Origin of the sequence: Arthrobacter jiangjiafuii (genome assembly GCF_018622995.1) — a bacterium.
In the GTDB taxonomy this organism is placed as follows: Bacteria; Actinomycetota; Actinomycetes; order Actinomycetales; family Micrococcaceae; genus Arthrobacter_B; species Arthrobacter_B jiangjiafuii.
This window is the reverse complement of the sequence record NZ_CP076022.1, coordinates 2336561-2349554: the sequence shown is the minus strand read 5'-3', so window position 1 is coordinate 2349554 and position 12994 is coordinate 2336561. Positions and strand designations below refer to the sequence as shown.

The following is a 12994-nucleotide window of genomic DNA, read 5'->3' as shown; positions in this document are numbered from 1 at the left end:
AGACTCTCTGTCTCTTTGTCAACGCTGGCTATACTCGGTGTCCTGGCGGCAGACGCCGTGCAGGGACAAAGAGAGGTTCCGATGCCCGGCAGCAGCGATGGCAGTGAATTTGTCCGGGTGTCACGTCCCCGGCTGTATGAGCGGCTCGTGGAACAGCTGCTGGGTTTTATCTCGGCCACGGGGCTGGGGCCGGGGGACCTGCTGCCGGCCGAACGGGATCTGGCCGAGCGGATGGGCGTCTCGCGGGCCACGCTGGCGCAGGCGCTGGTGGCGCTGGAAGTCCTGGGCGTGATCGACGTGCAGCACGGCACCGGCGCCGTCCTGGTCTACCGGCCGGCCGTGGCCTCGGTACTGAGGGAGCTGCGCGAGCACCGGGACCGGATGCCGGAGATCGTGGAGGCCCGCAGCACCTTGGAGGTAAAGCTGGCTGCGCTCGCCGCACAGCGGCGGACCGCTGCCGATCTGGCTGCCGTTGATGCCGCCCTGGATGCCATGGCTGCCGAAATCGCCGACGGCAGCCGGGGCACCACCGGAGATGAGCTGTTCCACCAGGCGGTGGCCGCAGCGGCGCACTCCTCCATCCTGGCGTCAATGATGACGTTCATTTCCGAACTGGTGCGCGAGACGCGGCTGGCCTCCCTGGGCCAGCCCGGCCGGCCGGAGCGTTCGCTGGAATCCCACCGTGCCATCGCCGACGCCATCCGCTCTGCGGATCCCCAGGCTGCCGCGGACGCGATGCAGGCGCATATTGACCTTGTTTCAGAAACGGAACTCTAGGCCGGCGGTGAAACACAAAAAGGAACCGCCGCAGATGCGACGGTTCCTTTTTGTTGGCTCTCCTGCGGGCAGGTGAACCGGGGTACGCCTAGGCGTCGCCGCCGGCGTTGCCGGAGGTTCCGGCGTTCACATTGAGCAGGTCGTACTTCTTGATTGCTTCGGTCGGCGCGCTGGCGTCGACCTCGCCGCGGCGGGCGAGCATTTCCAGGGTGCGGACCACCATGGAGTGCGAATCGATCTTGAAGTAGCGGCGGGCCGCGGCACGGGTGTCGGCGAACCCGAAGTCGTCAGCGCCCAGCGTGGCGAATTCGTTGGGAACGAACTGCCGGATCTGGTCCGGAACGGCCTTCATGTAGTCGGTGGAAGCAATGATCGGTCCGGTGGCACCGGCCAGCTGCTTGGTCACGAACGGCACGCGCGGCTCCGCGTCGGGATGCAGGAACGCTTCTTCCTCGGCGGCCAGGCCGTCGCGGCGCAGTTCGTTCCAGGACGTCACGGACCAGACATCGGCCGAAACACCCCAGTCTTCAGCCAGGATCTTCTGGGCGTCCAGGGCCCACGGCACTGCAACACCGGAGGCGAGCAGCTGGGCGCGGGGACCGTCGATCTTGGCCGGCTCCAGCAGGTAGATGCCCTTGATGATGCCTTCGACGTCGAGTTCCTCCGGAGCCTTCGGCTGAAGGATCGGCTCGTTGTAGACCATGATGTTGTAGATGACGTTCGGATCCTTGGAATCCGGGCCGTACATCTCCTCCAGGCCGTGGCGCACAATGTGCCCGATCTCGTACCCGTAGGCCGGGTCGTAGGTCTTCACCGCAGGGTTGGTCGAGGCCAGGATCGGTGAATGGCCGTCAGCGTGCTGCAAGCCTTCACCGGTCAGCGTGGTGCGTCCTGCGGTGGCGGAGATCAGGAAGCCGCGGGCCATCTGGTCGGTGGCCGCCCAGATGTAGTCTGCGGTGCGCTGGAAACCGAACATCGAGTAGAACACGTAGACCGGAATCAGCGGTTCGCCGTGGGTGGCGTAGGAGGTGCCTGCCGCGGTGAATGCGGCGATGGAACCGCCCTCGTTGATGCCCACGTGGACAATCTGGCCCTGCGGGGATTCCTTGTACGCCAGGACCAGGTCGCGGTCCACGGACAGGTAGTTCTGGCCCTTGGGGTTGTAGATCTTGGCAGTGGGGAAGAACGAGTCCATGCCGAAGGTCCGGGCCTCATCCGGAATGATCGGCACAATCCGCTTGCCGAATTCCTTGTCCCGCATCAGGTCCTTGAGCAGGCGCACGAAGGCCATGGTGGTGGCGGCCATCTGCTTGCCGGAACCACGGTTGGCTACTTCGTAGGCCTTGTCACCGGGCAGGGGGACCGGGGCGTGCTTGACCCGGCGCTCCGGAACGTTGCCGCCCAGCTCGCGCCGGCGTTCCAGCATGTACTTGATCTCCGGAGCATCGGCACCGGGGTTGAAGTACGGCGGCTGGTACGGATCGCGTTCCAGCTCCTCATCGCTGATCGGGATGCGGAGGTGGTCGCGGAACGCCTTCAGGTCATCCAGCGTCAGCTTCTTCATCTGGTGCGTGGCGTTGCGGCCTTCGAAGTGGGTGCCCAGGCCGTAGCCCTTGACCGTGTGGGCCAGGATGACCGTCGGCTTGCCCTTGAACTCCATGGCTGCCTTGTAGGCCGCGTACACCTTGCGGTAGTCGTGTCCGCCGCGCTTGAGGTTCCAGATCTCCTCGTCGGTGAGGTTCGCGACGAGTTCCTTGGTTTCAGGGGTCTTGCCGAAGAAATGGTCGCGGACAAAGCCGCCGTTTTCGGCCTTGTACGTCTGGTAGTCGCCGTCGGGGGTGGAGTTCATAATCTCCACCAGCGAGCCGTCCTTGTCCTTCTCCAGCAGCGAGTCCCACTCGCGGCCCCAGACAACCTTGATGACGTTCCAGCCGGCACCCCGGAAGAACGCTTCAAGTTCCTGCATGATCTTGCCGTTGCCGCGTACCGGGCCGTCGAGGCGCTGCAGGTTGCAGTTCACTACGAAGGTCAGGTTGTCGAGCTTGTCGTTGGCGGCAAGTTGGAGCAGGCCGCGCGATTCGGGCTCGTCCATTTCGCCGTCGCCCAGGAACGCCCAGACGTGCTGCTCGGAGGTGTCCTTGATCCCGCGGTTCTGCAGGTACCGGTTGGACTGCGCCTGGTAGATGGCGTTCATCGGTCCGATGCCCATGGACACCGTGGGGAATTCCCAGAAGTCCGGCATCGAACGCGGGTGCGGGTAGGAGGACAGGGCATGGCCCTCACGGGACTTCTCCTGCCGGAACCCGTCCATGTCTTCTTCGGACAGCCGGCCTTCGAGGAAGGCGCGCGCGTACATACCGGGGGAGGCGTGACCCTGGAAGTAAATCTGGTCTCCGCCGCCCGGGTGGTCCTTGCCCCGGAAGAAGTGGTTCATGCCCACTTCATACAGGGTTGCTGCACCGGCATAGGTGGAAATGTGTCCGCCGACGCCGATTCCGGGACGCTGGGCGCGGTGCACCATGATGGCGGCGTTCCAGCGCAGCCAGGCGCGGTAGCGGCGCTCAACTTCCTCATCGCCGGGGAATTCGGGCTCCTGGTCCACCGGGATGGTGTTCACGTAGTCGGTGGTGGTGACCATGGGTACGCCCACGGACTGCGCACCGGCGCGCTGGAGCAGCGAACGCATAATGTACTGGGCCCTTTCGGTGCCCTGGGAACGGATCAGCTCATCCAGTGACTGCATCCATTCCGCGGTCTCCTCGGGGTCACGGTCCGGGAGCTGGTTGGTCAACCCGCTCAGGATGTCCGTTGTGTCTTCTGCGGCCACGGCAAACCTCTCTCATGTACAGATTGTGTCTGCACGTATTACGTGTGGGGGATCCGGTTGTTCTTCCGGATGATCACTGTGGCTGCGCGGATGCTGATGCCTCCGGAGCCTTCTTTGATCCACTCTAGTCCCGCGGGCATCGAGTTGCGTAGCCTGTTCGCTGAAGGCAATTCACCGCCCGGCCCTAAAGGGGTTGGCATTGGGCAGGCCCGAACGGGGGCCCGGCAGACCCTCTCCGGAGCCTTGTGGGTTGCGGACAAAAGGTGTTGGCTTGAGTCCTAGACACCACATCTCGTCCAAATATGTGATTCCCTTGTATTTATGCAGTCAACCAGGAGGAGTGAAGTGAGCGAGGCCGAAGCCGTCACGGAAAAGAACGTGGCGGAAAGATTGGGTTTCAAAGACCAAGACCTGATTCAGGAATTCGGTTACGACGAGGACGTCGATTTCGACCTCCGCGACGGTCTCGAAGACCTCGTGGGGAGTGAACTCCTCACCGAAGAAGATCATGAAGTCGTTGACGGCGTCATCCTGTGGTGGCGTTCCGAAGACGGGGATCTTGTGGATGCCCTGGTGGATTCCATCACCACCTTGGACGACGGCGGCGTGGTGTGGGTTCTGACGCCCAAGTCCGGACGGGACGGCTATGTGCCCCCGGCGGACATCGAGGAGGCGGCACCCACCGCGGGCCTGCACGTCACCACCACTCCGGCAGTCAGCAGCGACTGGGCCGCTACCCGCCTGGTCGCCCGACGCAAGAAGTAGCGCGGTTTGGAGCAGGATCCGGTCCCCGTGGACCTGGGACGTCCGGCTCCGGATTTTGAGCTCCCCAACCAGTTTGGGGAGCCCATTCGCCTGTCCTCACTGCGAGGGTCGCCGGTAGTACTGGTTTTTTATCCCTTCGCCTTTTCCGGTGTCTGCACCGGTGAACTCGATGAACTCCAGGCTGCCGGCGCGGAGTTTTCCCGTTCGGGGGCTCGCGTGCTGGCGGTCTCCTGCGATTCCAAGTACGCGTTGCGGGCCTATGCCCGGGACCGCGGCTACTCATTTGACCTGCTGGCGGACTTTTGGCCGCACGGCATGGTCGCCGGTGCCTACCGGGCGTTTGACGCCGGCCCCGGCCGCCCGCTGCGGGCCTCATTTGTCATCGATGCGGAGGGCCTGATTCAGGCAGAGGTACGCTCCGACCCCGGTACGCCCCGTCCGGTGCAGGCCTATCTGGACGCGCTCAAGGAAATGGTTTGATGGCAAACGCATCCCGGCCCGCCGGACCGGAGCACCCCCAGCAGGCCCGGCCCGGGCTGGGCCTGACCGGGTTCGTCCGGTCCGATCCGAAACCCGCCGCACCGCCCACTCCCGACGAGGCACGCCAGCTGCGGCAGGCTGTTGCCTTGCTTGGCGGCAGGCGGCTGGCCGTCCTGACCGGGGCCGGTCTAAGCACTGACTCCGGCATTCCCGATTACCGGGGCCCCGAGGCACCGCCGCGCAACCCGATGACCTACCAGGAATTCGTGGGCGACCCCGAGCTGCGGCGCCGCTACTGGGCGCGGAACCATGTGGGTTGGCACCACCTGCGGCATGCTGCGCCGAACGCCGGGCACGCCGCCGTCGCCCGCCTGGAACGCCGGGGGCTCACCACCGGTTTGATCACCCAGAACGTGGATCGTCTCCATGCCGACGCCGGCAGTGCCCTGGCGGTGGACCTGCACGGGCGCTTTGACCGTGTGCTGTGCCTTGAATGCGGCTCCCGCTTTCCCCGGCAAACCATTTCCCGCCTGCTCGAGGACCTGAATCCCGGGTTCCTGGAGCGCACGCGGATGGACGGCGACATCGCCCCTGACGCCGATGCGGAGGTGGCGGACACCGCAGACTTCGTAGTGGCCGACTGCCCCGTCTGCGGTGGCATGCTCAAGCCGGACTTCGTCTACTTCGGCGAAAACGTGCCGCGGGACCGGGTTGCGGCGGCCTTTGCCATGCTCAACGCCGCCGACGCCCTGCTCGTTGCCGGCTCGTCACTGACCGTGATGAGCGGGCTGCGTTTCGTCAAGCACGCCCACAAGTCAGGCAAGCCGGTGGTGATCATCAACCGGGGCCCCACCCGCGGCGACGAGCTGGCGGACCTGAAAATCGACTGCGGGGTGGCCACGGCGCTGGAATACCTGGCTGCCGAACTGCCTGACCTCTCCCATAATTTCGGTACGGAATAGGCGGGTATCGCCTCCCGACGGAGCTGATTAGGACATTTGTCCATCCGTCCGGTAAAGTAATTCCTCGTGATGCGGCGCTGATCAAGGGAACTTGTTAGGCATAACGGTCACGAAAGGGTCTTTAGCTCAGCTGGTAGAGCGCCACGTTTACACCGTGGATGTCATCGGTTCGATCCCGGTAGGACCCACAGCAGTGGATTTAGCATGACAAGCAGACCCGCCCTCCGGCTTCGGAGGGCGGGTTTTCCTGTTCCCGGGCCTTTTAGCGGGGAAGCCTGCGTGCCATGCAGCGTGAGATTGACCACCCCTGCCCCTCCGGCTTCCTTGAAAATCCGCCGTACACCGGCAGCCCGCACAGGTTGCCGACAGTGCCTCTTGCTATCAGTGAAGAGTCCGGGACTCAGGGCGTCTACCGGTCCCATAACCAAACGAACCGGACTCACGTGAACGAGCCGCACTTACACGAACAACAAGGGGGCGAAGCCATGCAGACAGTATTCAGGACCACCTTGGCGGCAGTTGCCGCCCTGTTGCTTCCGCTGACGGCTTCCGCCTGTGCCGGATCGGTGCCCGCTGCGGAGGCGCCGGCCATCAACGTGGGTGCAGTCCCGGAGGCGGCCCCGGGGGCAGCTCCGGAAGAGACAACCGACCCGCTCGCCGCCCGGGATGGCCAGCTGTTGTCCGCAGCGCTGGATGAGTACGCCGCGGGGATGGGAGCCGAAGTTTCCGCTGCCGTCTATGACTTCTCCACCGGAGCGACCTGGTATTACAACCGGGACGGCCGGTACCTTGAGGCGAGCCTGGTGAAGGTGCCCATTCTGCTGACCCTGCTCCGCCAGGCTACGGAGGAGGGACGCGCACTGACTGAGGACGAGGAGTACCTCGCGGCACTGATGATCGAATACAGCGACAACCCCTCCACCACCGCCCTGTATGAATCAGTGGGCGGGCCAGAGGAGCTGTCCCGCACCTACGAGCTCCTGGGTGTGTCCGGGACCGAGGCAACGGAAACCTGGGGTACCAACGACACCGGCGTCGAGGACCAGCTGAAAATAACCCGGGCAGTTGCCGAAGGCGTGGACTGGATCGATGAGGACCTGCTGGCGTTTGCCGTCGGGCTGATGGAGAACGTGGACGCCGGCCAGCGGTGGGGCATCAGTGCCGGTGTTGGCGACACCGGGGCGGAGATTGCACTGAAGAACGGCTGGCTGCCGGACGACACCCTCGCCTGGAACGTGGGAAGCACCGGCTTTGTACGCTCGGCCGCGGCGGAGTATTCCATTGTGGTCCTGACTTCGGGGGCGCTGACAATGGACGACGGTGTGTCAGTGGTGGAGGAGGCAGCCCGGATGATCAACTCGTTCCAGAGCCCCGCCACCGACGGAACCGCGTCTGGCCCGGACCGCGTGTGGCGGGCGGACGGCCCGGACGCATAGGCTGGAGGCTGAAGCCGGCGGGTGAGCGCCGGTCGCCGTGCCCCATGCCAGGGGCACCCGAAGAATCCTGGAGAGAACTTGAGCGCACAAATTGGCGTAACCGGCCTGGCCGTGATGGGTGCAAACCTGGCCCGGAACCTGGCCCGCAACGGCTACACGGTGGCCCTGCACAACCGGTCGATCGAAAAGACGGACGCCCTGCTGTCCGCCCACGGCGATGAGGGCGACTTCATCCGGACCGAGTCCCTGCAGGAACTGGTCGACTCGCTGGAGAAACCGCGCCGCGTACTGATCATGGTCAAGGCCGGCGCCCCGGTCGATTCCGTGATCGAGAAACTGGTACCGCTGCTGGAAGCCGGTGACATTGTCATCGACGCCGGCAACTCCCACTACGAGGACACCCGGCGCCGCGAGGCGGCACTGGCGGAAAAGGACCTGCACTTCGTCGGTGTCGGCGTCTCCGGCGGCGAGGAGGGCGCACTCCTGGGCCCGTCCATCATGCCCGGCGGCTCGAAGGAGTCCTACGATTCCCTGGGTCCGATGCTGGAAAAGATCGCCGCCAAGTACGACGGCGACCCGTGCTGCACCTGGATCGGAACCGATGGCGCCGGCCATTTCGTGAAGATGGTCCACAACGGCATTGAATACGCCGATATGCAGGTCATCGGGGAAGCCTACGACCTGCTGCGCTCGGCCGCCGGCATCGAGCCTGCCGAACAGGCCAAGATCTTCACCGAGTGGAACACGGGCCAGCTCAGCTCCTTCCTGATCGAAATCACCGCCGAGGTCCTGGCCCACACCGATGCGCGGACGGGCAAGCCCTTCGTTGACGTCGTTGTGGATTCCGCCGGCCAGAAGGGCACCGGACGCTGGACCGTGGTCTCCGGCCTGGACCTGGGATCGCCCGTCTCCGCCATCGCTGAATCGGTCTTCGCGCGCGCCCTGTCCTCGCAGCGCAGCCAGCGCGAGGAGGCACAGGGCATCCTCGTCGGCGGCGAAGCTGCCGTCGAACTGCCCGACACCTTTGTGGACGATGTCCGCCAGGCACTGTACGCGTCCAAGCTGGTCAGCTATGCCCAGGGCATCGACATGCTCACCGGCGCCGCCAAGGAATACGGCTGGGACCTGAAGCTGGACGAGATCGCGTCGCTGTGGCGCGCCGGCTGCATCATCCGTGCCGAGCTGCTGGACGACATCATGAAGGCCTACGCGGATGGGAAGGCTCCGGCGAACCTGCTGCTGGCACCGGCCTTTGCCGAGTCCATAGCTGCCGCCCTGCCGGCCTGGCGCCGGGTTGTGTCTGTCGCGGTGCAGCTGGGCATCCCCGTGCCCGTGTTCGCCTCTTCCCTGGCCTACTACGACGGCCTGCGCCGCAAGCGCCTGCCCGCCGCACTGACCCAGGGCCTGCGGGACCTCTTCGGGGCACACACGTACCACCGCGTGGATGCCGAGGGGACCTTCCACACGCTGTGGGGCGGCGACCGCTCCGAGATCGAGGCTGTGGACACCCACTAGCACCTTCGTTAAAGGCCAGAGGCCGCCGGCACCCAATAGGTGCCGGCGGCCTCTGGCCTTTAAGGTCCGCGGAAGATCCTCGCCCGGGCTCAGATGTAGATGGCCGGATCGATATATTCGGCCGGGTCCACGGCGGGCTGCGTCTCCTTGACCTGGCGGTGCCGCCAGCGCGCTGGGATCCCGGTGATGATGGAATCGGCCGGAGCATCCTTGACGACGACGGCGTTCGCGCCAACGGCGCTGTTCGCCCCGATGATGACCGGTCCCAGGATCTTGGCTCCGGCACCCACCGTGACGCCGTCGCAGATGGTCGGATGGCGCTTGATCCGGGCCAGGGACCGGCCGCCCAAGGTGACCCCGTGGTAGAGCATGACGTCGTTGCCGATTTCCGCGGTTTCGCCGATCACGACGCCCATCCCGTGGTCGATGAAAAAGCGCCGGCCGATGGTAGCCCCCGGATGGATCTCAATGCCGGTGGCAAAGCGGGTCAGCTGCGAGAGCACCCTGGCCGGAAACCGCAGTCCGGGCCGGGCCCACATCCTGTGCGTGAGGCGGTGCATCCAAATGGCATGCAGCCCCGAGTACACCACGATGTTCTCAAGCGATCCGCGCGCGGCCGGATCGTGGGAGGCGGCGGCGTCGAGGTCTTCGCGCAGGCGTGCAAACAGGCTCACAGGGGACTTTCTGCTCGGGTGGATCAGGCCGGGGGCCGATTGATGATGCGGCTTAGCCCCGGATGTCGTCGTACAGGACGGTGGAGATGTAACGCTCTCCGAAGTCGCAGACCACGGCGACAATCAGCTTACCGGCGTTTTCCGGACGCTTGGCGAGCTCCAGCGCAGCCCAGACTATGGCGCCGGAAGAGATGCCGCCAAGGATGCCTTCCTGGGTGCCCAGGGCGCGTGCGGTCGCTACCGAGTCTTCGATCGAGGCATCGATGACCTCGTCGTAGATGTCCGTGTCCAGCACCTCGGGCACGAAGTTGGCGCCCAGGCCCTGGATCTTGTGGGGTCCGGGGGAGCCGCCGTTGAGGATGGCCGAGTCCTTGGGCTCCACGGCAACGATCTGCACGCCGGGCTTGCGCTTCTTCAGGACCTGCCCGACGCCGGTGACGGTGCCGCCGGTGCCGACCCCGGCCACAAAGATGTCGACCTGGCCGTTGGTGTCTTCCCAGATTTCCTCGGCCGTGGTCTGGCGGTGGACCTCGGGGTTGGCTGCATTGGCGAACTGCTGGGCCCAGATGGCGTTATCGGTGGTGGCCACGATCTCCTTGGCCTTCTCCACGGCGCCGCGCATTCCTTCGGAGCCGGGGGTGAGGACAATCTCTGCGCCGTAGGCACGGAGCATGACACGCCGCTCGGTGGACATCGTCTCGGGCATGGTCAGGATCACCTTGTAGCCGCGGGCAGCACCCACCATGGCCAGGGCGATCCCCGTGTTGCCGGAGGTTCCCTCGACGATTGTGCCGCCGGGCTTCAGGGCGCCGGCTTCTTCGGCGGCGTTGACGATGGCCACGCCGATCCGGTCCTTCACGCTGTTGGCGGGGTTGTAGAACTCAAGCTTGACCGCAACCTGCGCGTCCAGGCCTTCCGTCAGCCGGTTCAGCCTCACCAGCGGCGTGCCGCCGACCAGCTGCGTCACGTCGTCGTAAATCCGTCCCATGGTGTGTCCTCTATCCGTTGTGGGTGTTCTGGGGAAGCCGTCGGCCGTCCTGCGGATTACTGCCGCAGGCCGCCCGTTCCAGCCTATCCTCATGCATGCTGGTTGGTCAGTTGTCAAGCCATTCGGCGTAATATTTCCTGGCCTTGGCGAGCTTCGGATTGATGATCACCTGGCAGTAGCCCTGTTCGGGGTGCTTGGCGTAGAAGTCCTGATGGACGTCCTCGGCCACGTGGAACGCGGGCAGCGGGGAGATTTCCGTCACGATCGGGTTCTCCCAGTGTTCCTGGGCCCGGTCCCGGGCCTTCTCGAATTCCTCGCGTTCGGCGTCGTTTTTGTAGAACATCGACGAGCGGTATTGGGTGCCGACGTCGTAGCCCTGCCGGTTCAGGGTCGTGGGATCGTGCGAGATGAAGAACATGTCCAGGATCACATCGCCGGGGATGATGTCCTCGTCGAAGGTGACGGCCACCACCTCTGCATGTCCCGTAGCGCCGGAACAGACGCTGTCGTAGTCGGGATGAGGTGTCTGACCGCCCGTGTAACCGGAAACAACCTCGGTCACGCCGCGGGTTTTCTGATAGAGGGCATCGAGGCACCAGAAGCAGCCTCCGCCAAGTACGTAAGTCTTCATACCTCTTTCAATGCCCTGGCGGCCGCTTTGATTCCCCGGCTCCGAAGCCTTCCTCGGCCCCGCCGGACCTGCCGGCGTGGAAGGAACGCGGGCGCGGCCGAATTGAGCGGGGCAAACCAAGCGGGTACAACTGAAACTATGGAAACAGACAAGCCCGCCGCAAGCAGCGAACCGGCGGCATCCGGGACCGGACCGGCGACCCCGGAAACCTCCCCCGCACCCGTCCCCGAGGCAGAGCAGGGCGCGGCGGCTGCGCTTGATCCGGCAGGGTTGTCCGCGGAGGCCATCCCCACTCTCGGAGATGTGCTGCTGGCCGCCGAGGAACTCTGGCCGGAGTCCCTTGCCGAGGGCTGGGACGCGGTGGGTTTGGTGGCCGGCCGGCCCGACAACAGGGTCGAACGGATTCTCTTTGCAGTCGATCCCACGTCCGAGGTCATCGACGAGGCACTGGAGTGGGGCGCTGATTTGCTGCTGACCCATCACCCGCTGTTGCTCAAGCCGGTCCATTCCGTTGCCGCCACCGGTTTCAAGGGCGACGCGGTGCACCGCCTGATCGAGGGAAAGTGTGCGCTGCTGACCGTGCACACCAACGGCGACAGCGCCGTCGGCGGCGTCTCCGACGTGCTGGCCGACGCCTTCGGGCTCTCCGGCGTCGTTCCGCTCTCCGCGGCGGAGGACGGGCTGCCCGAGGAAGGCATTGGACGGGTGGGGGAGCTGCCGGAAGCCACCACCCTGGCCGACTTCGCCCGGCTCGTCTTCAGCATCATGCCTGCCGTGGCAGGCGGCGTGCGGGTAGCGGGGGATCCGGAGGGGCTGGTACGCCGGGTAGCGGTCTGCGGCGGGGCTGGAGACAGCCTTTTCGACGCCGTGCGCCGGCATCAGGCTGACGTTTACGTCACAGCCGACCTGCGCCATCACCCGGCCTCCGAGGCCCGTGAGGCTGCGGTGAACGACCGTCCGTACCTGATCGATGTGTCGCATTTCGGCAGCGAATGGCTGTGGTTGACGCCGGCAGCGGCAGCTTTGGAGAACGTTCTGGGCGACCAGGGCTTCACCGCGGAGATCCGGGTCAGCGGCACCAACACCGACCCGTGGGACTTTGTCCTGACCCCCGGGCTGAACTGACCTGCCCCCTTGGCATAGGCTAGGGGAAGAACCGGGCCAGGTTGGCCCGGGCACAAGTGGAGGTTTTTCGGTGGCAAAAGCATCGTCGGCGGAGCAGCTGAGGCTGCTCGAACTGCAGGCTCTGGACAGCACGATTCGCAAACTCCGGAACCGGGCTCGCAGCGTCAGCGATAACTCGGCTATCGCGGACCTGGCAGTTCAGCGTGCCGCTGCGCAGAGCAGGCTTGTAGCCGCCGGTACAGAGGCTGCGGACATCAGCCGTGAACTCACCCGCGCCGAGGCCGATGTGGCCTCCGTCGTCTCGCGTGTGGAGCGGAACCAGCAGCGCCTGGACAGCGGTACGGGCAGTTCCAAGGAACTGACCGCCCTGCAGAGCGAGATGGAGTCGCTGCAGCGCCGCCGCTCCGATCTGGAAGACGTGGAACTGGAAGTCATGGAACGCCTGGAGGCCGCGAAGGCGGCCGAAGACGTCGTCCGTGAAGCCATGCAGGCGCTCGACGCCGAGGCAGCCGCACTGGAGGAAAAGCGCGACGCCGAACTGGCTGAAATCGAAGCCGAACGCGTTGTCACCGTCGCCCGGCGCGCCGAGCTGGCCGACACCTTTGAACCCGGACTGCTGGCCGTCTACGAAAAGACGCTGGCCAAGAACGGCATCGGCGCGGCCCGCCTCTTCCACGGCACCTCCGAGGGCTCTGGCATGCAGCTGAGCCCGGGCGACCTCGCGGAGATCCGCCGTGCGGCCGAAGATGACATTGTCTTCTGCCCCGACTCCGGATGCATCCTGGTGCGCTCCGCAGAGTGGGACAGCTGATCA

12 protein-coding genes and 1 tRNA gene are annotated in these 12994 nt (G+C 65.3%); 9 read left to right on the top strand and 4 right to left on the bottom strand.

Annotated features, from left to right (window positions below; genetic code table 11):
- Positions 1–81: 81 nt before the first annotated feature.
- Positions 82–777 carry a FadR/GntR family transcriptional regulator gene (locus KKR91_RS11070; RefSeq protein WP_210229530.1) on the top strand — a complete coding sequence of 232 codons (696 nt, stop codon included), beginning with the start codon at positions 82–84 and terminating at the stop codon, positions 775–777.
- A gap of 88 nt (positions 778–865) precedes the next feature.
- On the opposite strand, the gene aceE is transcribed toward KKR91_RS11070, so the two are convergent.
- On the bottom strand, positions 866–3604 hold the full coding sequence (gene aceE / locus KKR91_RS11065; RefSeq protein ID WP_273544895.1) for a pyruvate dehydrogenase (acetyl-transferring), homodimeric type: 2739 nt from the start codon (positions 3602–3604) through the stop codon (positions 866–868).
- Positions 3605–3949: 345 nt separating this feature from the next.
- Here aceE and KKR91_RS11060 point away from each other — a divergent pair, with 345 nt between their 5' ends.
- The 6 genes from KKR91_RS11060 to gndA all read left to right on the top strand — a co-directional run bounded on the left by KKR91_RS11060 (position 3950) and on the right by gndA (position 8762).
- Positions 3950–4369 (top strand): DUF3052 domain-containing protein, encoded by a 420-nt coding sequence (locus tag KKR91_RS11060; RefSeq protein ID WP_210229528.1) that lies wholly within the window; start codon positions 3950–3952, stop codon positions 4367–4369.
- A gap of 6 nt (positions 4370–4375) precedes the next feature.
- On the top strand, positions 4376–4849 hold the full coding sequence (locus KKR91_RS11055) for a peroxiredoxin (protein WP_210229526.1): 474 nt from the start codon (positions 4376–4378) through the stop codon (positions 4847–4849).
- Positions 4849–5811, top strand: a complete 963-nt coding sequence (locus KKR91_RS11050; protein ID WP_210229524.1) for an NAD-dependent protein deacetylase — start codon at positions 4849–4851, stop codon at positions 5809–5811. The genes KKR91_RS11055 and KKR91_RS11050 overlap by 1 nt, the downstream gene beginning before the upstream one ends.
- 115 nt (positions 5812–5926) lie before the next feature.
- Positions 5927–5999: transfer RNA gene (locus tag KKR91_RS11045), tRNA-Val, on the top strand.
- A gap of 297 nt (positions 6000–6296) precedes the next feature.
- Complete coding sequence (locus KKR91_RS11040) at positions 6297–7247, top strand: serine hydrolase (RefSeq protein WP_210229522.1); 951 nt, start codon at positions 6297–6299, stop codon at positions 7245–7247.
- Between the two features lie 78 nt (positions 7248–7325).
- Positions 7326–8762: an NADP-dependent phosphogluconate dehydrogenase gene (gene gndA / locus KKR91_RS11035; protein ID WP_210229520.1), complete on the top strand. Its 1437-nt coding sequence runs from the start codon at positions 7326–7328 to the stop codon at positions 8760–8762.
- Positions 8763–8851: 89 nt separating this feature from the next.
- On the opposite strand, the gene epsC is transcribed toward gndA, so the two are convergent.
- From epsC to msrA, 3 genes are all read right to left on the bottom strand, one after another.
- Positions 8852–9436: a serine O-acetyltransferase EpsC gene (gene epsC, locus KKR91_RS11030; protein WP_210229518.1), complete on the bottom strand. Its 585-nt coding sequence runs from the start codon at positions 9434–9436 to the stop codon at positions 8852–8854.
- A 52-nt stretch (positions 9437–9488) separates the two neighbouring features.
- Positions 9489–10424: a cysteine synthase A gene (gene cysK, locus KKR91_RS11025; RefSeq protein WP_210229516.1), complete on the bottom strand. Its 936-nt coding sequence runs from the start codon at positions 10422–10424 to the stop codon at positions 9489–9491.
- 106 nt (positions 10425–10530) lie between these two features.
- Positions 10531–11055 carry a peptide-methionine (S)-S-oxide reductase MsrA gene (msrA, locus tag KKR91_RS11020; RefSeq protein WP_210229514.1) on the bottom strand — a complete coding sequence of 175 codons (525 nt, stop codon included), beginning with the start codon at positions 11053–11055 and terminating at the stop codon, positions 10531–10533.
- Positions 11056–11193: 138 nt separating this feature from the next.
- Here msrA and KKR91_RS11015 point away from each other — a divergent pair, with 138 nt between their 5' ends.
- Together KKR91_RS11015 and KKR91_RS11010 are read left to right on the top strand one after the other, a co-directional pair.
- Positions 11194–12180: a Nif3-like dinuclear metal center hexameric protein gene (locus KKR91_RS11015; RefSeq protein ID WP_210229512.1), complete on the top strand. Its 987-nt coding sequence runs from the start codon at positions 11194–11196 to the stop codon at positions 12178–12180.
- A 70-nt stretch (positions 12181–12250) separates the two neighbouring features.
- A complete protein-coding gene (locus KKR91_RS11010; RefSeq protein WP_210229510.1) occupies positions 12251–12991 on the top strand; it encodes a zinc ribbon domain-containing protein in 741 nt (246 codons plus the stop codon).
- Positions 12992–12994 lie beyond the last annotated feature (3 nt).

Bases quoted from the DNA above. Each gene is read 5' to 3' on its own strand.
- KKR91_RS11070 (WP_210229530.1), top strand. From the start codon at position 82: ATGCCCGGCAGCAGCGATGGCAGTGAATTTGTCCGGGTGTCACGTCCC.
- KKR91_RS11050 (WP_210229524.1), top strand. From the start codon at position 4,849: ATGGCAAACGCATCCCGGCCCGCCGGACCGGAGCACCCCCAGCAGGCC.
- KKR91_RS11040 (WP_210229522.1), top strand. From the start codon at position 6,297: ATGCAGACAGTATTCAGGACCACCTTGGCGGCAGTTGCCGCCCTGTTG.
- cysK (WP_210229516.1), bottom strand. From the start codon at position 10,424: ATGGGACGGATTTACGACGACGTGACGCAGCTGGTCGGCGGCACGCCG.
- msrA (WP_210229514.1), bottom strand. From the start codon at position 11,055: ATGAAGACTTACGTACTTGGCGGAGGCTGCTTCTGGTGCCTCGATGCC.
- KKR91_RS11015 (WP_210229512.1), top strand. From the start codon at position 11,194: ATGGAAACAGACAAGCCCGCCGCAAGCAGCGAACCGGCGGCATCCGGG.